The organism is Pseudoalteromonas sp. ATL1, assembly GCF_058933015.1.
The window spans coordinates 2,842,133-2,867,330 of the sequence record NZ_JBZYXL010000001.1 but is presented as its reverse complement, the minus strand read 5'-3'; the positions used below and the strand labels follow the sequence as shown (position 1 = coordinate 2,867,330).

Genomic DNA, 25,198 nt, shown 5'->3' with positions numbered 1-25,198 from the left:
GAGAAATATGGATATCACCAGAAGTAAAACAAAAAATAAATTTAATGTTCGTCGTTACTGGCCCATCATCGCTATATGTGTTGTTGCATTTATTATCGCCATGACCCTCTACCGCATGAATGGTGCGTCTTACATTGTTGATAAACAGGATGTGGTGATCGGTGAAGTGAAACGTGGTGAATTCGTTGTGGACGTACGTGGTGTTGGCACCTTAGTCCCTAAAGACGTGCAGCTGATAGCGTCAAATGTTGAAGGTGTTGTTGAAAAAATTGAGTTAGAAGCTGGCACGCCAGTTAAAGCGGGTCAAGTGATTGCTCGGTTAAGTAACCCCCAATTGAAAGATGTATACGAAGAGTCTCTATGGGAACTTGAAGCACAGCGTAAAGATTTCTATGCCAAAGAAATGGCGCTGGAATCGGAAATTGCAAACATTAGAGCCTCAGCTATTGAAGCCGAGCTCAAATACAAAAGTGACAAATTGCAGGCGCAAGCTGAAAAAGAACTTATTGCTAAAGGTAACTCCACTGTTGGGGCGTTGGCGCACCAACAGTTGTTACTAGAACTTGAACAGCATGTGGAGCGCATAAAGATTCAAAAAGAGCGGTTGGCTAAGATGGAAGCGAATATGCAAGCACAAAAGGAAGCCAATGATGCTCGTCTGAAAAAACTCACTAATATGCTGAACAAAACGCAACGTCAATTAGATGACCTTGTGATCAAGGCACGTATTGATGGTGTGATCCAGGATGTAGCAGTGTCACTGGGGCAACGTGTTACATACGGTACAGAAGTGGCAAAAGTGGCACCGGAAGACAACTTGGTTGCGATGCTAAACGTACAAGAGTTTCAAGTGCGTGATATCGCCATAGGCCAAAAGGTATTAATTGATACTCGTAGCAGTGAAGTGAATGGAGTGGTTGCACGGATTGACCCTGCCGTTATACAAGGGGTTGTAAAAGTCGAGGTAGCTATTGTAGGTAAACTACCTCCTGAAGCGCGATCTGACTTGAGCGTTGAAGGGGTAATCGAGATTGACAGGAAACCCTCTGCATTATTTGTGAGCCGTCCAACCTTTGCACAAAGTTATCGTCAAACAGCATTGTATCGCATAGATGATAAGGGGGACTCTGCATCAAGAACGCTGGTTGAAATGGGCCGTACATCGGCTCGTTATATAGAAGTAGTCGATGGCTTAAAAGAAGGCGACCGTGTGATCGTATCAGATTCGTCGGCGTGGGATAATCATGAATCGATATTGATCAAGGGGTTATTATGAGTTCGAATAACCTGATTGAATTGATTAACATCGAAAAGTCGTTTCTAACGGAAGATATAGAAACTAAAGCGCTTAATGGTGTTAATTTAACAATAGGTCGAGGTGAATACGTGTCGTTTTCTGGCCCATCTGGGTGTGGTAAATCAACGCTGTTGTCGCTGCTAGGCTTATTAGATACGCAAACTGCTGGGCAATATATACTCGCAGGGCACGATGTCTCTCACTTATCGCGTGCGGAGCGTTCTGCAGTCAGAAATAAACAAATAGGCTTTGTTTTTCAGTCATTTAACCTTATTAGTGATTTAACTATAGCGGAAAATGTCGCCTTGCCTTTGACCTATCGTAAGGATATGAATAAAACGCAAATTGGTGGCTATGTGCAACATGCGTTAGAGCGTGTAGACATGCATCATCGCAGTAATCACTTTCCGTCTCAGTTGTCGGGGGGACAACAGCAACGTATTGCAGTGGCCAGAGCGATTGTAGGCTCACCGCCTTTGATCCTAGCGGATGAGCCAACTGGTAACTTAGACTCTAAAAATGCAGAAACCGTTACACAATTGCTAGAAAGTTTGCATCAAGAAGGTGCAACGGTATGTATTGTTACCCATAACCCAGAAGCGGCATTACGTGCACAAAGACAAATAAGTTTGTTTGATGGGGTGATCCAAAATGATGTGGTTAATTGCCAGCATGCACCTTCACACTCTCGATTAAACGGCTTACGTGCTACAGAGTCAGTTTAAGGAAGACTAATGTTGAGCTTATCTGATTTTAATTATGCTATTCGACTATTAGTAAAGAGTCCTTTTTTTGCCGTGATCACCATGCTGGTGTTGGCCGGGGGATTGGCTGTGAGTATGTATGTTTATTCCGTCCTCAATACTATGTTGTACAAGCCTTTGCCTGTTGGCGATGCTCAAAATGTCGTGCGTGTTCAAGGTAAAGAAAAAAATCGCAATCGCTCATTGGATTCGTTTGAGTTGGCGCAGATGAAAGCTTATGCCCAGTCATTAAATGAGTTTGGATTATATGTTAATGGCAATGCTATTATTTTTGATGGTGGGATAACCAGAAGCGTTAAAACGACGTTTAGCAGTTGGAATATATTTCAGTTTAGCCGAACAAAGCCTTTGCTAGGAAGAGGCTTTGTTGTTGACGACAGTCATGTTGGTGCACAAAAAGTAGCTGTGATTAGCTATCGAACTTGGCAAGCGGTATTCACTGGAGATGATGCTGTTGTTGGTAAAGTAGTGCTAATTGATAATGTACCCACTCGCATTGTGGGCGTGATGCCAAAGTCATATACCTTTCCGATCAGTGCGCAAATGTGGTTGCCGCTCACAGATATAGAACTTAATCCTATTGGTTATATGCAAGCGCCGATGAGCGCGTATGCGCGTGTTAAACAAGGTCATACTATACGAGAGGTCAACACTGAACTCACCGAAATTTTGCACTTAACGCAGCTTAACTATCAAACTGCCAAAGAAGATGAGCAGATCATTGATGCGGCATTTGTAAGTAGTTTTCAGCTTGCGCAAACAGGAAGTGAAGGTGAAATCGTTTTTATGTTACTCAATGTGGTGTCGCTTTTTATATTGTTATTAGTGTGTATCAACGTCGGCAATTTGATTTTAGCCCGTACCAACGAACGTGTGAACGAATTAGCGATCCGCTTAGCGCTGGGTGCACCCCGGGGCAAGTTGATATTTCAAATGATGCTTGAGTCTATCATTATTTGCCTTATTGGTGGCTTATTCGCGCTGTTTTTATGTGGCTGGATGCTTGGTTTAACTGATGCGTTTTTTAATAACGCGTTTGAAGGTGATTTACCTTACTGGTGGAGCTGGGGGATTGATTTAGACACGGTACAATCAACCGTTATATTTGTATTTTTTGCGATGTTTTTGGTGTCGTTTTTGCCGACACTTAGCGCGACTAATCTCAATATTAATACGGTGCTAAAAGATGGCACTCGTGGTTCTCAAGGGAAGTTTACGGGCAAGGTATCACGCGTTTTGGTGATTGTGCAGATTGTACTTATCTCCGTGATAGTGTTGCTTGGTAGCATTATGGCCATTGTTGCGGGACGTGTAGCAAATGTGGACTTTGGAATGGACACCACAAATTTATTACACACAGAAATAGCATTGGATGAAGTCACGTATGCGGATAACGACAAACAGCTGATTTTCTTCCAACAATTACTATCACAGTTACGGGTTAATCCAGAGTTTGAATCAGCAATGATATTACAAGAACTCGGAGCGGAGAAGTTTGCTGTCAGTGGCACAGCTTATGATAGTGAAGACAGTTATCCAAAAGTAAACTTGGTGGTGACCTCTGAAACCACTAACTTAGTGGGAATGAAGTTGATCACGGGGCGTTTGTTTGACTCTAGAGACAATCAAAATGGCCTAAAAACCGCCATGATAAGCCAATATGTAGCGGATACATACTGGCCGAAAGAATCAGCGCTTGGTAAGCGTTTTAGATTACTCGCAGATGAAAATAGTGATGAGTACACTATTGTAGGTGTCGTGAGCAATGTTAAACGAGGCGATTTATTTATTGAAAGTGCACTCACTCATGCAGCCATTTACTTGCCTTATGCCCAATCAGTATTGCCGTCAGCGGGTGTACTAGTTAAGTATGCAGGCACTGAAAGTCGGGCTAGAGAAGAGCTGCTCAATGCTGTCAATCGTGTGGATAGTTATATGGTGCCTTCGCGGATCAGAAACTACGACGAGATGCTTGCTAAGCTCACGCTTATGGCAACCACGATGACCGACTTGTTTATTCGTTGTGGTATTTTTTCAGTTCTGATCGCCTTGACTGGCGTCTATGGTTTGACCAGTAATAACATTGTACAAAAAACACAAGAAATTGGCCTGCGTCGTGCGTTGGGGGCAGATGATTTAGACATCATCAAACATTTTATTAAGCAAGGGGCTTTGCAACTATCTATAGGCTTTTTCATCGCGGCCTTATTGGTTGCCCCCATTTTATTTGCCGCCACTCGTCTAATAGGAATCAGTCCGTACATATCAATTTTAGTGGGCGTGAGTGTTATGGTATCTATTAGCATCTTGGTATCGTTGGCTATTTACATTCCAGCTCGCAAGGCTGTTTTGTGTGAGCCTAGTGAGTCGCTGAGATATGAATAACCATTAGGGAAAGCAGGAAATATGAGTATTGATGTAATAACAAGTAAAACGCAACAAAGTGTCAAAGAACCCAAGTCGCAAATGGTAACCTACACCGAGTTGACTGATGTACAGGTGGATGATTTGCTTGCGGTAGACGGTAGTCCAATGTTGATCAATGTAGATCCCCAGAATCAAAAAGTCATTGATTGGGCGCGTAGTAACGCGATACATGTAGAACGCCTACTGCAGCAAAATGGTGCTTTGTTGGTCCGCGGGCTAAAATTTTTAGGGAGCAAGCAATTTGGTCAGGTGTTGGAAGAAGTGTTCAGAGAACCATTGATCAATTACAGCTTTCGTTCAACGCCCAGAACAGAGTTACGAGGTAACGTATACACTGCTACTGAGTATCATGCTGATCAGACAATACCTCAGCATAATGAAAACTCTTACACCAACAACTGGGCAATGCGTGTTGGATTTTTGAGTACTATCATTGCTCAGAAGGGGGGCGCAACCCCAATCAGCGATAGTCGTAAGGTCTATGAAGCGATACCAAAAGACATCAGAGATAAATTTGCATCGTTAGGGGTAATGTATGTGCGTAACTACTCAGAAATCGATGTTCCTTGGACTGAAGTTTTTCAAACCCAAAACAAACAAGAAGTAGAAGCATATTGTCGGGAAAACCAGCTTGAATTTGAATGGTTAGATGACAACCATTTGCGCACTAAACAGATCAATCAAGCGGTAATGAAACATCCAGTGACAGGGCAAATGGTTTGGTTTAATCAGGCGCATTTATTTCATGTGAGTAACCTTGAACAGGCGGTTCAAGATAGTCTGTTAAATGTCATGAGCGAGGATTTACTGCCGCGTAATACTTATTACGGTGATGGCAGTGCGATTGAACCACAAACCTTGCAAATTATCCGTGCAGCTTATGAGCAGCATACTATTCGCTTTGATTGGCAGTGTAATGACTTGATGCTGTTAGACAACATGTTATTTGCACATGGGCGTGAGCCGTTTGAAGGTGACCGACAAGTATTGGTTGGAATGGCTAAGCCCTTTACATCATTAGCTAACATTAATCAGACTTTGCAAGACGATAATTAAACGAGTTAGGGAAAATCAAAAATGACAAACGAGAACAAACTTTATCTAAGAGAAGATGTATATTTTGAGCCTTTGTGGTGTCAATGGTACGCGTGGCCTTATTTAATTCCACCTGCAACCGGTGCAAGACACATGGTGAATACACACCGTCGGATCATGAAGTCTTTTATTAAAAACTATAAATTACATATTATGGCTGTAAAACAACCAGGTATGGCTGGTGCTGAGTTTTTAGACTGTACTGAAGAACAAGTAGAAGATATCAAAAACTTGGTTGATAAAATTGATACTGAATATTGCGATATGGTTGCATTGGCAGATGCGGTTAGAGAAGTAGATGAGCTTTGTCGTAATCACACAAGTGGTGAAACAACCGATGGGCTTTATGAGCTAGTTCCTGAGCCACTCCAAGGCTATGTTGAATTCTTTATGGATATGGAGCACAACGCGTCCTATCGTTTACTCGAAAGTTTATTGTACCGCAGTAAATACTATAAGCCACAATTGCAAAGTGTGTCGTTTGGTCTTCTCGATAAGGTGGGCGAACGTCCATTTGCTCTGAGTACGCCGCGTTTACCCGATGAAAATCACATTCAATTTAAGGTTGATTACGCTGATCCAATGCTGGATACACTCTTTGCTGCTAGGACTAAGCCCCTTTCTCATGCGGAAGTCGAAGCACTATTTGCTGGGCGTGAAACCGTGGGCGGTGTGCATTACTCAGAACTTTTTACAGAGCAAGCGCCCAAATACCGATATGAACCATCACAAGGTTTAAGATTGGAATACATTGGTCATGCAGGTTTCATGATAGATACACCTGATTTGACGGTATTGATTGATCCTGTGATTGCAAGCCGTGGAGTGCAAAATGCAGATGAAGTGATTAGTTTTACGCAATTACCGGATAAAATTGATTATATCTGCATTACTCACAGTCACCAAGATCATGCAAATTTGGAGTCTTTACTTCAGCTTCGTCACAAAACTGATACCATACTAGTACCTAAAAATAATGGCGGCCAGCTACCCGATCCCTCACTTAAAATGTTGTTACAGCAATTCAACTTTAAAGTGATTGAGATGGATGACTTAGATGAAATAGCTGTTGCTGGTGGTAAGATCATGAGTATTCCTTTTTTGGGTGAGCATGGCGATTTGAATGTACGTTCAAAAGCAGCATGGTATTTGGAACTGCAAGGTAAGAAGTTATTCTTTGGAGCAGACTCATCTAACTTAGATCCTAATATGTATCGCCACATTGGAGATATTATCGGTAAAGTGGATGTCATGGCGATAGGTATGGAATGTGTCGGCGCGCCTTATACATGGCTTTACGGCGCATTACATACCAAGATGGTGAGCAAAAAGATCAAAGAATCACGTCGTTTAAATGGTTCGGACTCTACACAAGCTTTCCATATTGCCGAGATCTTTAAACCAGACCAAATCTTCTTATACGCTTTGGGCTTGGAGCCTTGGTACAAGTATTTTATGGGCTTGGATTATGATGAAAACTCTGTACAGCTTATAGAGACAGATAAGATGATTCAAGAGTGTCAAGATAAGCTAAATATTCCAACACAAAGATTATACGGCAAAAAACGAGTGGATTTTTAAACTTGGTTAAGAATTGAAGCGTCATGAGAATGGTGCTTCAATTGAAAAGGTTTTATCGGCAGCATACATTCTTCCAGTCACCAATGATAGAATGTGACGCAGAAAAACGAACGTAACTAAAAATAAAATGGGCCTATTTGATTTTATAGAAGTAATTCACAATTGTGTCATATAAAAGCGTCTTATCTAATTTATCCACGACTTCTAAAACACTTTCTCACACAATCGAACATCCCTTGTACAAAAGCTAAAAGAGTTAAACAACTCACTCGCTTATCATCACTCGTAGGATTTAAAACATATTTAACGAGAAGAGCATGGATAAAAAACTACTTTTAAGCGCGTTGACGATAGCCATACTTTCAGGTTGTAGTGGCATTGACTGGCATAAACCGCAAGCGGACGCAGGCGCTGATCAAGCTCCTGTTGAATACAATCAAATACGCCTCAATGGCGTGGCAAAAGATAAAGACAACAACATCAAAAGTACGATATGGACGCAAGTCTCAGGCCCTCAAACCGTCACCATTCATGATGATGAAAAAGCCTATGCTTGGATAGATATGCCAAAAATGGCGGGTGACTATGTTTTTAAATTTGAAGTAAAAGATAAGTCTAATCAGCACGATAGTGATGAAGTAAAAATCACCATTAACGAAGCATTAGCGAATCAAGCCAATATGGTGGGTGTATGGCATATGCCGGGGTATGGTCGGTGGGCACATTTTTTAGGCAAGGACGTTATTGAATACATTGCTACCAGTGAACATTGCATCATGAGACTAAGAGCGTCGTATAATACCTATTTGCAGCGGCTTGGGTTTAGCGTACGTGGCGCACAAGATAATTGGGATGTGCTTGATGAGCAAGCAATGAACAATGCAGGTGTGTACAGAGAAGATAATGTTCCCTTGCAATGTAATCCTGAAAACGGCCCCGGTTATTCTAACGATGCCCAGCTAAATTTTGACTTTGCGTGGCAAAGTGTTAATGAATTTCAAGGGCATTTAGCGAAACGCGGGGTTGATTGGCAAAAGCAGTATGAGCTGTTTGCGCCGCAAATTGACGCGCAAGATAACATGGAAAAAACCTTACCAATCATCGCGCAAATGCTTAATTCTTTAAGTGATTTCCATAGTTTTATTCTATTTGACGAAGTCATTGTTGAAACGGGTCGTAAAAAGTCCAAATTGAGAGAGTACTTGGATACAAAACATGAAGTTTCGTTACCTCAATTACGCGAACAAATTGATGTACTCAATCCACTTCATATCGACGCTGATGTTGAAACTCTCTATAACACCGTGATTGAAAGCTATACCGATGAAAGCGGGCTAAAAAGTTACACAAATGAAGCGTCGATGGCTGCGACAGGCAGAGCTTTGCTGAAATGGGGTAAAACTCAATCAAACATAGGACTGCTTGTCATTAATCATATGGATTACTTATCTCAAGAGGAAATCGACACGCAATTTGATTTGATTTTTGATGATTTAGCGCAAACGGATGGGCTTATACTCGATATTAGAACTAACCCGGGTGGCTCTGATGACGTAGCTCTTGGCATTGCCGAGCGTTTTTTTGATAAAACACAAATTGTGTATAAAAAGTTTGCAAAAAACCGCGATGGTCAATCGCCTGTTAAAGAGGTCGTCATTTCAGTTGATGAAAGCACAAGCAAGTACAACAAGCCTATTTATTTGATCACCAGTGAAGATACTATCAGTGCGTCGGAAATATTCACACTCGCCATGCGTAATTTAGCTAATGTGACCCACATAGGTGAACCAACTCAAGGTGCGCTTTCCGATGTGCTGCCTGTGTTCCTGCCTGCTGGCATTATGTTTGGTGTTTCAAACGAGACCTATTTGGATCTGGATGGCAACGAGTTTGAGGCTACAGGTATTCCACCAAAAGTGGTTGTATCCACCTTTAACTTGGATGCAATAACCGAAGGACGCGTTTTAAGTTATGACAAAGCGATACAACTCGCTGGAAAGTAAAATGATTTCATAGTTAGTACCCAGGCTAGCCTCAACCACGAATACGGTTGAGGCTATTTTGATCATTAAAGTAACCCTGCATGTTGAATACTTTAATTAATCGCTCGTATAACAGCGAACATCCTTGTTACAGCCTGTTTGTTAAAGCATTTCTACTTTAATTTCGATCCAAGCCGATGCGCTGTTAGGTGTGCCACCTTTGTTAATCGGTGTGATCCTAAAACCGCCCCAATGATCGGTATAGCTTTTGCCGATAACCAGCTCAGAGTCGGTTTGGTCATCACCCCACCAACCGGGAGTTTTGGAGCCTGGTGTCATATCTAAAAGATACGACGTTGTTTTCCAAAAACGCTCGTCGGTTTCATTTTCGAAATACCCCTGTAGGTTAATCAAAACGCCATTTTGGGTGTTCGGGTAGCTGTTATTTGTGGTGCGGTATTCTAGCCAATAAGTGTATAGGCCATTGCCAGACTTTAAACGTAAGCCGATATTACCATTACTGTTACTGGCGTGATCAAAGGCATAAATACGGTAGGTACCTGATGAGTTAATGACGGGCACATCTGAGTCACTTAGCCAACCAAAGTAGTGTTTGTAGAGCAAGTTGTATTCTTGCATTGAGTGTGCGCCCATACCCATCATGCTGTACACGTTGCCATAATTTAAACTTTCAGAGGCATAGTCACCTACACCAATCACTTTGCCTGGACCCGCTTCAAGCGCTTTTGCATGGCGTAATCCAAGAGCATGACCCAACTCATGGGCAATCACACCGGCAGTATGGTGGTACAAGGTGATGCTTGGTGGCGCGGCACTCGAATTATAGTTGCCAACTTGCGGTGCCACCATCATCACAACGGAGCCTGCACCAGGATTGTTGGGATCAACACCTAGTTCCGAGATTTTTGATTTCCAAAGTGCAGTCCAACCGTGGAAATCATTGTCATACTTGCTCTTTGGTTGGTTGATTCTAATGGTGGGCGTAGATATATCGTAGCTAACCGTAAATTTACCATATGATTGCTCTTGGTAATATTGCACAGTTTTATCCAACTCTTGTTGCATATTAGGCCAATTTAGCGGCGTATCAGAAAACTCAAAGCGATAAACCTTTATATGGGCGTAGTTATACTGGTAGCCATCACCGTCAGTAGGTGGAGGAGGGGGAGGTGGGGTACCACCCGCCGTTCTGCATTGCGTGGCACCTAGTTCTACGATCAAAGAAGCATCTTTTGCGGCGCCCAATATACTGATATATGTCCAATAGTTGCTTGGGTTGGATAAGATAATACACTCGCCGTTACCCGCGTTTGTAGATGACGGATCGCTGCCATCGGTACGTGGCCATCCACCATTTTTGGCATATAGGCTGAGATCACCGCTGCCATATCCAGTGCTAATAGCCACACTGTTATATTGGTTTGCGTTAGCAATAGTTAAATGACGGCTGCTTGAATCGGGCAAACAAACCGTATCACCACTCGTGATTGCTCTTCCGGTGAAAGGAGATTCACTCGCACAGCTGTCGACAAGTTGCGAGCTGGTCGGGGCTAGATTGGTGATTTGTGCAACTGGCTGAGATTCAATGCTCATAATATCAGCGAGCTGCGTGTTTGCTTGTTCGGCTTGGGTTGCGAATGAACTCGCAAGTGCCAAAGCAGAAAAGCAATATTTACATGTTGTATTGTTGGCTTTCATTCCTTTTCCTTACTTTAAAAATAGAGATTACCTCAATCGTGAACACTACAAATGTGGAGGAACACAATAAGGAAATCTAGTTATAGCACTTTGAATATAAAATATACAATATATTGAATGAAATTAAATTATGACCAGGTATCCTCTTGCGATAGCTAAAGCGAGTTGGGGGTTATAGAAGATGAGCAAGGTAATACAGTACTGATTTTTAAAATATAATTGGTTGCTTAAACTTTTTTAAAAGGTATTGTGACTAATCAATTTTAATAGGGAGCGCATTGTGAAAAGTAGCATACTTAAAATAACCATATTCTTTTTTCTTTTGTTAAACAATCAGCCAATTGCATTTGCGCAGCTGCTGCTAACCAATGGCACACTCATTGATCCAAGCAACGAAACTGCAATTAAACAGCATTTATTACTCGATAATAAGGAGGTTGTAGCACGGTTAGATAAAATTCCAGCCAATTTTAAAGGGCACATCATTGATATAAAGGAAAAGTATGTGATCCCAGGGTTTATCGATATGCATACTCATGCATTTGGTAATCGTGCACCTAGGACCGCGACGGAAATTATGGGGCCAAGCACCACTGCACAAGTTGTACTGCATGCAGGCGTGACCGGTTTTGTGGACCTATTTGGTAAAGAAAATGAATTATACGAACATAGACGCATGCAACAAGCGGGTTTATTAGGCGGAGCAGATATTTATACCAGCTTATCGTGCCTGACAGCGCCAGGCGGACATTGTTCTCAATATGGAAAAACAAGAACGATCGCGAATGAAACGGAAGCAGCTCAACACATTCAAGCATTGGCCGAAAAAAAGGCCGATGTTGTGAAGCTCGTCACTACGTTAGGAGGAAGGTTGCCATCACTTTCTCCTCAATTACTGAAGTTTTCGGTTCAAGAAGCCCATAAATATGGCTTAAAAACAATCGTTCATATTCATACTTTAGCTGATATTGAAAGTGCAATTGCGGCGAATGTGGATGCGATCACCCATTTACCAGACGACGGGATTCTTTCAGTTGCATTAGCTGAAAAACTGGCTCAAAACAACACGGTTGTGATACCAACGTTAGCCTGTGATACCGATGAGTATGAGTTTATGTTTTCAGCCGTGTTAAGCTCGCCACTTGCAAACAAAGTGGCTTCGCCACGGCTCTTAGGTACCTATGCTCAAGCCGGAAGCAAAATGACGCCAGAGGAAAAGTTGAAATCAAAGCAACGTACCGAAAAATACTACCAATCAATAAAAAATTTAGTTTCGGCGAAAGTAAATTTACTTGCTGGCAGTGACGGGGGGAACTACGGCACGATACAAGGCTTTACCGTACATCGAGAAATTAAAAAATTGGCTGATGCTGGACTCACTAATTGGCAAGCGTTGGCCTCTGCAACCAGTGATGCTCGCCGATTTTTAGACAAGCCTACAGGACTCAATGCTGGCGCTCAGTCCAGTGTGGTCATTCTGGAAAAATCTCCGCTAGAAAATATTGAAAATACGCAAACCATTTACGCAGTATTTCATGCGGGGCAATTGATCAGCGATAAAGTCGCTTTATAACAAGGGTCGAAGAAGCTGTTCGTATTGTGGCGTGTCCATTTATGAAAACAGCTTCCGTCTCACAACCTTTCTATACTCTCTGGGTGTTTGATTAAGCTTTAACTTAAACGCTCGAGTCAGTAACCCCTGAGAATTAAAGCCAACAGACAAAGCAATATCTTGAATAGACAGATTACTGCTAGCTAAAAGCTCTTTTGCACTTTCGACACGCAGTGACTGTAAATAATCGCTGGCGGTTTGGCCCGTGGCATCTTTGAAGCGTCGGTTAAAAGTGCGATAGCTTAAATCAAACTGCTCGGCGACATTTGCCAAAGAGAGTTCATTTGAGTAATTGTTTTTAAGCCAGAACTGAATAGCTGCAATTTGCTCGTCAGGATGCTTATCTACAGCGCCCTCTAGGTAACGTTGCTCTTCATAGGGTTTACGAATTTCATGAGAAAAGTTTTTTTGCACATGGTTTGCAGCAGCTTTGCCATAAAGTAATGAAATTAAATGCACTACGACGTCTGCTAGGGCATTTAGGCTCGCAACGGTATAAATCCTTTCAGATTGCGTTATAAAAAAGTCTGGCTTAAGGTCAACCTTAGGATAGTTAAACTGAAATTGTTTAGCGTAATGCCAGTGTGTTGTTGCTGAGTGATTGTCGAGTACGCCGGATTCCGCCAAAAAACATACGCCGGTGCCAACGCCTATCAGCGTAGCGCCATTTTCCCAACTTGCCTTGAGCTGACGAGCGAGTAGTGGCGTTCTTTTTATCACCGGTCGAGGATTTCGCCAGATGCTTGGTACGATGACATAGTCTTGCTCACAAATTTTTGATAAATCGCCAGAGGGAGAAAATTGCATGCCAAAATCGTTGGTGAAAGTGTCTTCGGACTGCGCTAACCAAGATATTTGCAACGGCACAAAATGGCTATCTAAATGCCTTCGAGCGTAAGCTTCACCGGCTCTGAGCATTTCAGCAGGCAGCGTGACGCTGGTCGTGAGCATGTGTTCATAAAGGGTAAAAGCAATACGAGTAACTAGTTTCATCTGGACAGACCACAATGCTTTGGCAAAAATTAAATGTTTAGTGGCGTATATTGTATTATTTTTTTATTGGGTTCAATTTAAAATCTGTTTTATTAATGTTTTTATAGACTGACTAAAGATGACCGCATTACCTGTAATTGTTGGCATGGGTGGTATTAACGCCGCCGGGCGCACTTCATTTCACCAAGGCTTTCGCCGTATTGTGTTAGACAAGTTAACGCAAAAACAAAGGCAGGAAACGTACTTAGGTTTAGCCACCTTAATGAATTTGGTTAAATTCGAAAATGGTGAACTGATACAGCAAGATGGCTCGACAATTATTGTCGATGAAATAGAAACAAAACTTGGCGATCAAATAAAAGCGGGTACGCTGATCCGTAAGATTGAAAATAACCATTTTGACGTTGATGCAACTCATTGGCAGCAAAAACTAACGATTAAAGCGAAAGATGAAGGTGGATTACAGTTCACCTGCAAATTAAAAGATTTACCTAATCCAGTGCCATCTCGCTGGGTTGTGACTGAAATAGATAAAAAGACGGTATCTGTGACTGTGCCTGATCAGTTAGAGGTAAAGCACGACAGTTACCGTGACAACATCATCAAAGCCGCTGGGCAATTCCCGACGGGCTTTGAACCTGCAAATATGTACAACAGTCGTTATCAGTCACGCGGTTTACAGGCCACCATTTTTTCGGCAACTGATGCGGTTAAATCCACGGGTTTAGATTGGACAGCCGTGATGAACAGCGTTCGACCTGATCAAATTGGTACCTATTCAGCGTCAATTGCAGGGCAAATGCAAGATGAAGGCTTTGGTGGTTTAATTCGTGCTCGCATGAAAGGTGAGCGCGTCAGTACCAAACAACTGGCGCTTGGCTTGAATACCATGTCTACCGATTTTATCAACGCCTATGTGACTGGCAGCGTAGGTACAACATTTACCACTACAGGCGCTTGTGCCACGTTTTTGTACAACTTACGCGCAGCCGTGAATGACATTCAAGCGGGTCGTACACGCGTTGCGATTGTAGCAAGTGTTGAGTGTGCTCTGACGCCAGAAATTATTGAAGGTTTTGGCACTATGGGCGCGCTGGCCAATGAAGAAGGGCTAAAAAAGCTTGATAATACCGAGCAAGTGGATCACCGTCGCACTAGTCGACCCTTTGGTGAAAACTGTGGGTTTACCATCGGTGAAGGTGCGCAAGTTGCAATCTTAATGGATGACGCATTAGCACTAGAGCTGGGTGCAGATATCATGGGCTCGGTTATTGATGTGTTTGTAAATGCGGATGGAATTAAAAAATCTATCACAGCGCCTGGACCGGGTAATTACATTACCATGGCAAAATCTGTGGCACTTGCCGAGCAAATTGTTGGGAGTGAAGCACTGCAAAAACGTAGCTTTATCTTAGCGCATGGGTCAAGTACACCTCAGAACCGTGTAACAGAATCACTTATTTACCATAAAGTGGCAGAAGCATTTTCAATTAATGGTTGGAAAGTTGTTGCACCTAAAGCGTTTGTGGGCCATACAATTGCCCCTGCTAGTGGCGACCAACTTGCGATGGCTTTAGGTGTATTCAGTCACAACATCATGCCGGGGATCACCACTATTGATAGAGTCGCGGATGATGTTTATAGCGAACATTTAGATATTCGTAATTATCACTATGAGTGTGATGATATGGATGTTGCTTTTATTAACTCTAAAGGGTTTGGCGGTAACAATGCAACTGCAACCGTGTTTTCGCCAAAGCAAACCATGCGTTTACTCGAAAAGCGCTATGGCAATGACGTTTTTGGGGCTTACGAAGCCAAGTTAGCAGCGACGAAAGACAAGCAAACAGAGTATCAACAAGCTGCAGATCTTGGTCAATACGAATTGATTTATCGATTTGGCGACGGTTTGATTGATGAATCAAAACTAGTTGTTGAAAAAGATAAATTGACGATCCCTGGATTTGAGCAATCGATTAGCCTCACTGGTAATAATCAGTATGGCGACCTGAGTTAGAGTCAAAATAGAGAATTGTTAAGCAAAGCAGGGCGCTCAGGAAGAGCGCCTTTTTTGTATTTTGAGAGTTGAACATATAATCAAATTACGGCTATCTACTAGAAAAATGAGCGATCGCCCCCTGTTAATGCTTGTTTTTTACCCGAAAGGTTACGTTTTTAAGGCTTAAAACGCCTTACTCATTTACTTTTTGCTATGAACCCCTACACTAAAAGGGCTGTAAGTAATGGCCTGAGTATTGTTGCGTTGGTCTACCAAACAACAAAAGTACGTTGATATGTAAACGATTTGGTTGGTTTATCTTAATTACATTACACAGGCACAATGGTGTCGCTGTAACTAACATAAACCCACCTCATATCACATTGCTATCTATCCGTTTGTGCGGATCTAAAGATTGCAATGAGCGCATTGGAACAGCTTTTAAACTGTTTTATCACTTATAACTCGAACCGACGACTTAAAAGTAAATGACGAATGCAATGTACTTTGTGTACTAGGAAAATTCTGCATTAGACAGGTTCTCAGTTGGCTACTTACTGCTTTTTATCAAGACCCTAGATTCGAATAGCATTGCTCTTTGGTAGCAATATGTGGTTCTAAGATGGAGTAACTTGATCTCGTATAACGATGAAAAAAGAGGGTATCATGGGCAATCACCACGATAAATATAGTATCGATAATACCGATTACACGGTTGGACAAGACAATGTGCAAAAATGGGGGTTTGATGTACATAACCCAGTTTTTGGCGTTAGTGCCGGTTTAATTTTGGCGTTTTTAGTCGCTGTATTGCTGGTTGATCCAGAGGTCGCAAAAGCCACGCTGGATGGCATTAAGTGGGATATTATTGGCACCTTTGACGCTTTGTTCATGTGGTCAGGCAATTTGTTTGTTGTGTTTTGTATCGTTTTGGTGCTGTCGCCATATGGTAAAATCCGCCTAGGAGGCGTAGACGCGAAACCGAGTTACTCAAGAGTGTCATGGCTCGCCATGTTGTTTGCTGCGGGCATGGGGATTGGCTTAATGTTTTGGGGGGTAGCAGAGCCTGTTGCCTACTACACAGGTTGGTATGAAACACCGCTGAATGTAACAGCCAATACACCAGAAGCCGCAAAACTTGCAATGGGGGCGACCATGTACCATTGGGGCTTGCATCCATGGGCGATATACGCGGTAGTTGCGTTATCGCTTGCATTTTTTGCTTACAACAAAGGCTTACCTTTATCAATTCGATCCATTTTTTACCCGATTTTAGGTGATCGCGCGTGGGGCTGGCCTGGTCATATTATTGATATTCTTGCAGTGTTAGCGACCTTATTTGGTCTTGCAACATCACTGGGATTAGGTGCGCAACAAGCTGGTGCAGGTATCGAACATGTATTTGGTTTTGAATCGGGGCTTACGTTGCAAATAGGTGTGATTGTGGGTGTGACTGCCTTAGCCATTATCTCTGTTGTACGCGGCATTGACGGCGGCGTTAAGGTCCTGAGTAACATCAATATGATCATTGCTTTTGTACTTTTACTGTTTGTTTGTATGGTTGGGTTTGCCGTTGCAATGGGCAACATACCTACCACTGTGATGGCGTACGTAGAAAATATTATTCCATTGAGCAACCCTCATGGGCGCGATGATGAAGCATGGTTTCAAGGTTGGACAGTATTCTACTGGGCTTGGTGGATCTCATGGTCACCATTTGTAGGTATGTTTATTGCGCGTGTGTCTGAAGGGCGAACTATTCGCGAATTCATCGTGGCGGTATTACTTATCCCTACGCTTGTGACTGTTGTTTGGATGTCGATATACGGTGGTATTGCAATTGATCAAGTACAAAATGGTATTGGTGCCTTGGGCGCTGATGGCTTGACTAAAGTGCCACTTGCAATGTTCCAAATGTTTGAAAACCTGCCAATGGGCGGCGTACTTTCGATGATAGCGGTTGTTTTGATTCTCGTATTTTTTATTACGTCTTCAGACTCTGGTTCACTGGTTATTGATAGTATTACTGCAGGTGGGAAAATTGACGCGCCGGTACCTCAGCGTATTTTCTGGGCCAGTTTGGAAGGGGCGATTGCCGCTGCATTACTTTGGATTGGCGGCAAAGAAGCAATAGAAGCGCTGCAAGCGGGTGCTATTTCAACTGGACTGCCATTTACTTTTGTATTGTTGTTAATGTGCGTGAGTTTGATATTAGGCCTAAGAACTGAGCCAAAAAATGGTTACTAGTTAAACCTTGTTACGATTAAACAGAGTAAAAAGGTGAAGCATAGGTTTCACCTTTTTTATAGTCAAACCTTGGTCGAGATTAAACAAAAGCCATGTATTAGCCCCACACATCTTTAATCATCTGTGTAGGTGACAAACAATATTGCGATTGTGCCTGAAACAATTCTGCTGTGGCGAGCGCGTCGGACAAAGCGTGGTGAGGTTGATAATAGGGAAGTCCGTAACGCTTTCTGCAATCGGCTAATCGTATTGAGGGAAAAGGCTTTCTTGTTAGTCTATCGAGCCACGTTCTATGTTGGTTGATTGCAGTTTTTTCTATGGCCATCGTATCTATGACCGGAAATTCGATACCTTCTCCAAGTCGTGCCATTAAAGCAGCATAAAAGAATGTTTTTTCCACAAATTGATAGTGTACGACGATCATTTTGCCCTTTATTGCCTCTAATATGCCGTCTAAAACATTCGTTAAGTCAGGCGCTTGTTCTATTTGAGAATGTGTTATCCGGTGCAGCACCACAGACTCTTCGGCAAGTGTGCAATTGGGTTTGACTAACCAATGTTTTGCCTGCGCACAGTAAATCCGCTTTAGGTTAAATGGCACAATGCCAATGCTCACAATATCATCTTTTGTGGGATCCAAACCTGTGGTTTCAAAATCAAGAGCAACAAACTCACTGTCTCCAAGTGTGCCAAAAGGGTCGGGTACACCTTGTTGGTAAAATTTTTGTAGACGAGTATCTTTGCTTACTTGCGCTAAGCGTTTGAAACGACTTTGCCATGATATGATTTGACCTTGCATGTTTTAGCGACCTTGATTTATTTCATTTTCGATTTGTTTTGGTATCTAAACTTCAAAAAGCTCTGTGCTTTATCGAGTACACCAAACGCTTCTTTTAGGTTTCGTTGTTCAAACTCGGAGAGCGTTTCCGGTGGTAAGCTATTATCTGGTTTTTCACCTTGTTCAATCTGCCATGATTGATGTTTGATGCGCATGATCGCAATGTATTCAAGGGCTGCTTGTAAATCTTGTACTTTGCCTTTGGGTAATATATTTGCCTCGTTGATGTCTTCTAGTCTTTCAAATGAGTTTTGTTTACGCGAGCCCACTGCCAGCGCATGAACCCTCACGAGATCAGATAAAGGTGCCGTACCACGACGTTTTATGTTCATCGAGCGTTTGTGTTCACCATCTTGTTCGAGCACAAAGCCATTGAAAAAGCCTAATGGCGGTGTTCTTCTTAGCGCGTTGTGCGCCATAGCAGCGAGGAAGTTCGGTGTATTTTGTGCTTTTTTGCTGATGAATGCGGTCAGTTTTTCTGCCCATTTTATTTCACCCCATACGCCTTCTAAATCAAAGAAGATAGAACTGTTTAATAGTGCCTCAGGGTTGGGATTTTCTATCCATTGTGCAAATTGCTTTTGCCATTGATCAAATGTGAGTCGCCACACAGGATTACTCGCCATAATGCCACCATCGCAATATTTGTAGCCACAATTGGCAAGTCCATCACAAACGAATTTAGCGAGCTGTTCAAAATACTGACCGTGTTCGCTTGGTTGAAAACGGTTGTCCAGTATGAGCGCATTATCTTGATCGGTCACGATCAGTTGTTCGTCGCGCGCCATTGAACCTAGCGCGATAAAACAATAGGGTATGGGCGGAGGACCAAACTTTGCCTCAGCAAGTTCAAGTAACTTGTGCTTGAACGTTTTTCCTATGCTAGACATTGCGGAGCCAACCATATGTGAGTTGGCATCTTCATTGACCATGCGGGTGAAAATAGTATCTAGCTGTCTTGAGTATGCCGCCAGATCTTCAACGCTCTGTTGCTCCATAAGACCCTGCACAAACAGTAGACTGCTCTGTGATTCATAACGCAAAATATCAGATAACGAGAGCATACCAATGGGCTTACGCTTATGCACAATAGGCAGGTGATGTACGTTATCACGAAGCATGAGCATCATAGCTTCAAAAACGTATGCGTTAGAATCAATGATCACCACATCGGTCGTCATAATGTCTGCAACCAAGGTATCGTAAGGAAGACCTTGTGCAACCACTTTGCTGCGTAGATCTCGGTCGCTAATTAAGCCAACGACTTGGGCATCATCTTCTTCGGGATCTTCCATCACAGGCTTAGCGGGATCGTAGATCAGCAATGAGGAAACTTGCTCTTTTGCCATGACCTGTGCCGCTTGTTGTACTGTCGCACCGCGCTCCACATAAACGACATCTCGCAATATGAGTTTTGTTACTTTAGCGGTCGTCATGTCGTTGCTGTCTTGCTGTTCAGAGACGGTCATTTTCAGCCTGGCATTGTCGTCTGCTTCGAAATAATCAGCAAAAAACTCGAAGTCGTTACAATATTCATCGAAAGTATCGACGGGAATACAATAAACTAGCGTGTCTTCAAGGGTGTTAGCACCAAAGCGTACCTTGCGATTCATCAACAGGCCTCGGTGGCCAAAAATGCCGCCCGTCGAGATGCGATGATAAAGTTCGCCAGAGCGGCGCAAAAGCTCAACAGCACCAGAGCGGATCACATAAAGGTGTGTGATTTGTTGGCCATATTCGAAAATTTCGCTGTCAGCTCGGTAATAGCTAACTTCAACGCTACTCGCTAGTTTGTTCAAAGCATGGGGTGGTAAATCGGAAAATGGTGGATAAGCTTCTAAAAAATTGGCGATTTCCTGATGTTCGACTTCCATTAGATGCCTTGATTTATAAAGATAATTCACTTTATTGTGGGAGAGTTGACGTCAATTTGCAACGACAAGTACCTTGTGTGGCGGCGGGGGGCGCAAAAAATGAGGGATAACCGCGCTTGTTGAGCGTTGTAACAGCGCAAATATGACACAAATAAGCGAGTGAGTTACTCACCCGCTGCTGGGGCTAAAAATGTGCGGCGTGAAAGCGCAGATGTTCATCAATAAAGCTACTGATGAAAAAGTAACTGTGGTCATACCCATCACGCATATTCAGTGTAAGGGGGTAGTTGCACTGCTCCGCGGCTTTTTGAAAATGCCAAGGTTGTAACTGTTCGTCTAAGAAGTTGTCTGCATTACCTTGATCGATCAATATCGGACAAATTTGTGCATATGCTTTGTTTAGCATCAACTTTGTTGCATCGTACTGTTGCCATTGTGCTTGGTCTTTTCCAAGATATTTTGTAAATGCTTTTATTCCCCAAGGGCATTGTTCTGGGTGAACAATAGGGCTAAATGCCGAAATACTTGAATATTGCGCGCTATTCTTAAGACCAATGATTAACGCGCCGTGCCCACCCATTGAATGGCCACTGATTGCTTTTTGACTTGTGACCGGGAAATGGGTTTGCACGAGCTCGGGCAATTCGTCGACAATGTAATCGTACATATTGTAGTGTTTATCAAAAGGGGCTTGGCTGGCGTTGAGATAAAACCCGGCTCCTAGTCCAAAATCGTACGCGCCTTGCTCATCATCAGGTACGTTTTCACCGCGTGGGCTGGTATCCGGTGCGACAATGGCAATACCTAGTTCGTTTGCCGCTTTAAACGCACCAGCTTTTTGCATGAAGTTTTCATCAGTGCAAGTTAAGCCTGATAACCAATACAGAACGGGGACGCTTTGCCCAGAATTAACCACCTCAGGTAAAAAGATAGCGAAGGTCATATCACAGTGTGTTGTACGGCTGGCATGTTTGTAGCGTTTGTGCCAACCGCCAACAACTTTGTTGCTGGCGATAAGTTCCATAACTAACCCTTATTTGTAGTGAACCACAGAACGAATACTTTTGCCTTGATGCATCAGGTCAAATGCGTCATTGATGTCTTCAAGTGGCATAGTATGCGTAATAAAATCATCTAGCTTGAATTCACCCGCCATGTAACGGTCGACAATTTCAGGCAGCTCTGAACGGCCTTTAACACCGCCAAAAGCGCTACCACGCCAAACTCGACCTGTCACGAGCTGGAATGGACGTGTTGAGATCTCTTGGCCTGCGCCAGCGACACCAATAATCACAGATTCCCCCCAACCTTTATGACAACACTCAAGTGCAGAGCGCATCACATCGACGTTACCGATACATTCGAACGAAAAGTCAACGCCACCATCAGTCATCTCAACAATCACTTCTTGAATCGGTTTGTCGAAATTTTTTGGGTTAATGACATCGGTCGCACCTAACTTGGTAGCAAGCGAAAATTTATCTTCATTGATATCAATGCCGATGATGCGTTTTGCACCAGCCATTGTTGCGCCAATGATTGCCGACAAGCCTATGCCACCTAAACCAAAGATTGCTACGGTATCGCCTTGTTGCACTTTAGCTGTGTTCATAACCGCGCCCATACCGGTGGTTACGCCACAACCGAGCAGGCAAATTTCTTCTAACGGTGCTTCAGGGTTTACTTTAGCTAATGAAATTTCGGGTAAAACAGTGTACTCAGAAAAAGTAGAAGTACCCATATAGTGATAAATTGGTTGGCCATCTTTATAAAAACGCGTTGTGCCGTCTGGCATTAAACCTTTACCTTGAGTTTCGCGAATTTTCTGGCACAGATTGGTTTTGCCAGAAGTACAGAATTTACATTCGCCACACTCTGGTGTGTATAGTGGAATAACATGATCACCAACGCAGACACTCGTGACACCTTCGCCAACTGCTTCAACGATACCGGCGCCTTCATGCCCCAGAATTGCCGGAAAAACACCTTCAGGATCATCGCCTGAAAGGGTGAATGCATCGGTATGACAAACACCCGTTGCGGTGATTTTTACCAGTACTTCACCTGCTTTTGGCATCATTACATCGACTTCTTCGATGCTAAGTGGCTGTCCAGGACCCCATGCGATTGCGGCTTTTGATTTAATAAATTCAGACATAACGATTTCCTTTGAAATAAAGTCCCACAAGTATAATTACATAACTATATTTGATAATATTGCTTTTTATAAAACACTTTTACGTATTTGTAATAATGGATAGATGGACGGGTATTGATGAGTTTGTGGCGGTTGCGACACTTGGCTCATTTACATTGGCAGCAAAGCGCTTGAATACCTCAGTTGCGCAGGTGAGTAGGCGAGTGAAAGAGCTTGAGAGTCAGCTAGATCACCAGCTACTCACTCGCACCACACGCACACTCACATTAACGCAAGAAGGACAGGTATTTTTAACGCATGCTCAACATCTACAGCATGCGTATGATGATGCCACACTTGCACTTCGGCAAAGAGATCAGCAGCCCTCTGGTGTATTAAAATTAACCGCGCCGGTCATGTATGGGGAGCATTACATCATGCCCTTGGTGCATGACTTTATGGCACTGTATCCAAAAGTAACCGTTGAGATGTTGTTATCAAACGAGCAACTAGACATTGTATCGATGGGCATTGATGTCGCAATTCGTTTGGGTAACCTCAAAGATTCAACGTTGAAGGCACGAAGATTAACGTGGCGAAATACGCTGGTTTGCGCTGCTCCTTCTTATATTGAAAAATTTGGCCAACCACACACTTTAGGTGAGTTATCACAGCATAATTGCTTGATTGGTAACAGCAGAACTTGGCGTTTCAAGCGTGAATCGGTTGAGCGTAATATCAGTGTACATGGCAACCTAACGTGTAATAGCGGTTGGGCATTATTAAATGCGGCGATTAAAGGGTTAGGTTTAGTGCAACTGCCTCATTATTATGTGCAAGAAGCGCTAGACGAAGGGCTTTTAGTTGAAGTTCTGCCAAAGTTTAGGCCTGAGCGGGAAGGAGTCTGGGCGCTTTATCCGCCCAGACAATATGTACCTACGAGTTTGCGCCTGCTATTAGACCACTTGGCCTATCAGTTTGATCTGACGGTTGCATAGACTCTAAAGCAAGGTTAAGCGCTTGTTCTCTGCTTTGACAAAATGCATTGATGCCAAGGCGCTCTTTGATGTTAAAGCGGTGCAGTTGCTCACTGGTCTCTTTGTTTGGTGAATAGATGAACACCTCACAGTTTGCATCTAGGGCATCGATAATGGCATTTTCAAGCGCTAAGCTCACAGTCACATCCAACATCGCAACATCACTTAAATCAAGGACCATGGCTTTATATTTAGCTATGTCCCGGTGCTGACGTGCGATAGCTTTAGACACACTGAAGATCATTGGGCCAGATAAATAGAAGTAAAGCAGCTGACCTTTTGCCTGTTCAAACAAATGACGCTCTTCATCAGTCATTGGCACGTCATCGTCACTATCGCTGATGGCTTTTACATGCTCAGCTTGAACGCGACTTAAGCGCTCAATAACGATAATGTTTGAAATGAACACACCCAGTCCTACCGCAACCATTAAATCAACGAATACGGTAAGTAGCATTACGCCGTACATAATCGCCATTTGCATTAGACTAAGTTTGTGCGCGCGCTGAATGAAGCTCCAGTCCAAAATATTGAAGCCAACATAAACCGCGATACCAGCAAGCACCGCCATTGGGATTGGCTCTGTTAAGCTGCCTGCGACAAATACAACGGCCATAAGTATCAGCGCTCGAATGATACCCGCTGCAGGCGAACGTGCACCCACTTGAATATTCACAACCGTACCCATCGTAGCTCCCGCGCCTGGTAGTGCACCAAATAAGCCGGAAATCATGTTTGCGATCCCTTGGCCTCTGAGTTCTTTATCCGAGTCGTGCTCGGTTCGGGTTAAGCTGTCACCAATCACGGCGGTAAGTAAGGTATCGATACAACCGAGTGTGCCGAGGATTAAAGCGTCGATGACCATCTCGGTAAATACTTCAGCACCAAAAGTGGGCCAAACAATATCAGGCAAGCCACTGGGGATTTCACCAATCCTGCGGATACTGTCGGTATCAAACAATACGATAGAAAGCAGTGTAATAGCGACTAGCGCAACAAGTTGTGCAGGCACATATTGGCGATACTTTTCAGGTAAATAGAACAGGATACCGAGTGTTAGAATACCAAGAAACAGCTCTGAAAAATGCAAGTTCATGAGCAAGTCGGGTAGTGCACCGAGTGTCCCAATTACGCCGCCTGCTGGGGCTTTGTGTCCTAGAAGAGGTGCAATTTGCAAAATGATTAGGATTACACCTATCCCTGACATAAAGCCTGAAATTACACTGTATGGCATCAGTGTGACGTATTTACCAAGCTTTAGTGTCCCGAGCAGAATTTGAAATGCGCCGGCCATCATCACAACAGTGAACGCCATTGCCATGCCTGTTTCGGGGTATTTAGCCATCATAGTGGTCAGAATTGCGGTCATAATAACCGTCATCGGACCTGTAGGTTCAGAAATCAGAGAAGTAGAGCCGCCAAATAAAGCAGCGAAAAGACCAACGAGAATTGCGCCCCACATGCCAGCTTCGGCACCAGCGCCAGAAGCCACACCAAAGGCAAGAGCAAGCGGAAGAGATATAATCGCAGTGGTTACACCTCCAAACAAATCGCCCTTAAAATTCATGTGCTTAAATCGAGATAAAGACAACATAA

17 protein-coding genes are annotated in these 25,198 nt (G+C 43.2%); 10 read left to right on the top strand and 7 right to left on the bottom strand.

Annotated elements, in window-relative coordinates; all coding sequences use genetic code 11:
- Nucleotides 1-7 precede the first annotated feature (7 nt).
- From AC5FX4_RS12770 to AC5FX4_RS12745, 6 genes are all read left to right on the top strand, one after another.
- Nucleotides 8-1,276 carry an efflux RND transporter periplasmic adaptor subunit gene (locus AC5FX4_RS12770; RefSeq protein WP_493606760.1) on the top strand — a complete coding sequence of 423 codons (1,269 nt, stop codon included), beginning with the start codon at nt 8-10 and terminating at the stop codon, nt 1,274-1,276.
- Entirely contained in the window at nt 1,273-2,022 is a 750-nt protein-coding gene (locus tag AC5FX4_RS12765) for an ABC transporter ATP-binding protein (protein ID WP_493606759.1), read from the top strand. The genes AC5FX4_RS12770 and AC5FX4_RS12765 overlap by 4 nt, the downstream gene beginning before the upstream one ends.
- Before the next feature lie 9 nt (nt 2,023-2,031).
- On the top strand, nt 2,032-4,446 hold the full coding sequence (locus AC5FX4_RS12760) for an ABC transporter permease (RefSeq protein ID WP_493606758.1): 2,415 nt from the start codon (nt 2,032-2,034) through the stop codon (nt 4,444-4,446).
- Between the two features lie 21 nt (nt 4,447-4,467).
- Complete coding sequence (locus tag AC5FX4_RS12755) at nt 4,468-5,544, top strand: TauD/TfdA family dioxygenase (RefSeq protein WP_493606757.1); 1,077 nt, start codon at nt 4,468-4,470, stop codon at nt 5,542-5,544.
- A 21-nt stretch (nt 5,545-5,565) separates the two neighbouring features.
- Nucleotides 5,566-7,164 carry an MBL fold metallo-hydrolase gene (locus tag AC5FX4_RS12750; protein ID WP_493606756.1) on the top strand — a complete coding sequence of 533 codons (1,599 nt, stop codon included), beginning with the start codon at nt 5,566-5,568 and terminating at the stop codon, nt 7,162-7,164.
- A 317-nt stretch (nt 7,165-7,481) separates the two neighbouring features.
- Entirely contained in the window at nt 7,482-9,167 is a 1,686-nt protein-coding gene (locus AC5FX4_RS12745) for a S41 family peptidase (protein ID WP_493606755.1), read from the top strand.
- Nucleotides 9,168-9,308: 141 nt separating this feature from the next.
- On the opposite strand, the gene AC5FX4_RS12740 is transcribed toward AC5FX4_RS12745, so the two are convergent.
- On the bottom strand, nt 9,309-10,865 hold the full coding sequence (locus tag AC5FX4_RS12740; RefSeq protein ID WP_493606754.1) for a metallopeptidase domain-containing protein: 1,557 nt from the start codon (nt 10,863-10,865) through the stop codon (nt 9,309-9,311).
- A 280-nt stretch (nt 10,866-11,145) separates the two neighbouring features.
- Between AC5FX4_RS12740 and AC5FX4_RS12735 the strand changes: the two genes are divergently transcribed.
- Nucleotides 11,146-12,438, top strand: coding sequence for an amidohydrolase family protein (locus tag AC5FX4_RS12735; protein ID WP_493606753.1), 1,293 nt, complete (start codon nt 11,146-11,148; stop codon nt 12,436-12,438).
- A gap of 39 nt (nt 12,439-12,477) precedes the next feature.
- Here the strand turns inward: AC5FX4_RS12735 and AC5FX4_RS12730 are convergent, their stop codons facing one another.
- Entirely contained in the window at nt 12,478-13,470 is a 993-nt protein-coding gene (locus AC5FX4_RS12730; RefSeq protein WP_493606752.1) for a GlxA family transcriptional regulator, read from the bottom strand.
- Between the two features lie 118 nt (nt 13,471-13,588).
- Between AC5FX4_RS12730 and AC5FX4_RS12725 the strand changes: the two genes are divergently transcribed.
- Nucleotides 13,589-15,487 (top strand): beta-ketoacyl synthase, encoded by a 1,899-nt coding sequence (locus tag AC5FX4_RS12725; protein WP_493606751.1) that lies wholly within the window; start codon nt 13,589-13,591, stop codon nt 15,485-15,487.
- Between the two features lie 648 nt (nt 15,488-16,135).
- Nucleotides 16,136-17,716 carry a BCCT family transporter gene (locus AC5FX4_RS12720; protein ID WP_493606750.1) on the top strand — a complete coding sequence of 527 codons (1,581 nt, stop codon included), beginning with the start codon at nt 16,136-16,138 and terminating at the stop codon, nt 17,714-17,716.
- Between the two features lie 97 nt (nt 17,717-17,813).
- On the opposite strand, the gene AC5FX4_RS12715 is transcribed toward AC5FX4_RS12720, so the two are convergent.
- From AC5FX4_RS12715 to AC5FX4_RS12700, 4 genes are all read right to left on the bottom strand, one after another.
- Nucleotides 17,814-18,515, bottom strand: coding sequence for a 3'-5' exonuclease (locus tag AC5FX4_RS12715; protein ID WP_493606749.1), 702 nt, complete (start codon nt 18,513-18,515; stop codon nt 17,814-17,816).
- A 17-nt stretch (nt 18,516-18,532) separates the two neighbouring features.
- Nucleotides 18,533-20,428, bottom strand: a complete 1,896-nt coding sequence (locus AC5FX4_RS12710) for a DUF294 nucleotidyltransferase-like domain-containing protein (protein ID WP_493606748.1) — start codon at nt 20,426-20,428, stop codon at nt 18,533-18,535.
- 184 nt (nt 20,429-20,612) lie between these two features.
- Nucleotides 20,613-21,452: an S-formylglutathione hydrolase gene (gene fghA / locus AC5FX4_RS12705; protein ID WP_493606747.1), complete on the bottom strand. Its 840-nt coding sequence runs from the start codon at nt 21,450-21,452 to the stop codon at nt 20,613-20,615.
- A gap of 9 nt (nt 21,453-21,461) precedes the next feature.
- On the bottom strand, nt 21,462-22,586 hold the full coding sequence (locus AC5FX4_RS12700; protein ID WP_493606746.1) for an S-(hydroxymethyl)glutathione dehydrogenase/class III alcohol dehydrogenase: 1,125 nt from the start codon (nt 22,584-22,586) through the stop codon (nt 21,462-21,464).
- Between the two features lie 95 nt (nt 22,587-22,681).
- Between AC5FX4_RS12700 and AC5FX4_RS12695 the strand changes: the two genes are divergently transcribed.
- Entirely contained in the window at nt 22,682-23,563 is an 882-nt protein-coding gene (locus tag AC5FX4_RS12695) for a LysR family transcriptional regulator (RefSeq protein ID WP_493606745.1), read from the top strand.
- Here AC5FX4_RS12695 and AC5FX4_RS12690 read toward each other — a convergent pair.
- Nucleotides 23,502-25,196 (bottom strand): SulP family inorganic anion transporter, encoded by a 1,695-nt coding sequence (locus tag AC5FX4_RS12690; RefSeq protein WP_493606744.1) that lies wholly within the window; start codon nt 25,194-25,196, stop codon nt 23,502-23,504. The two genes, AC5FX4_RS12695 and AC5FX4_RS12690, sit on opposite strands and share 62 nt — an antisense overlap.
- Nucleotides 25,197-25,198 lie beyond the last annotated feature (2 nt).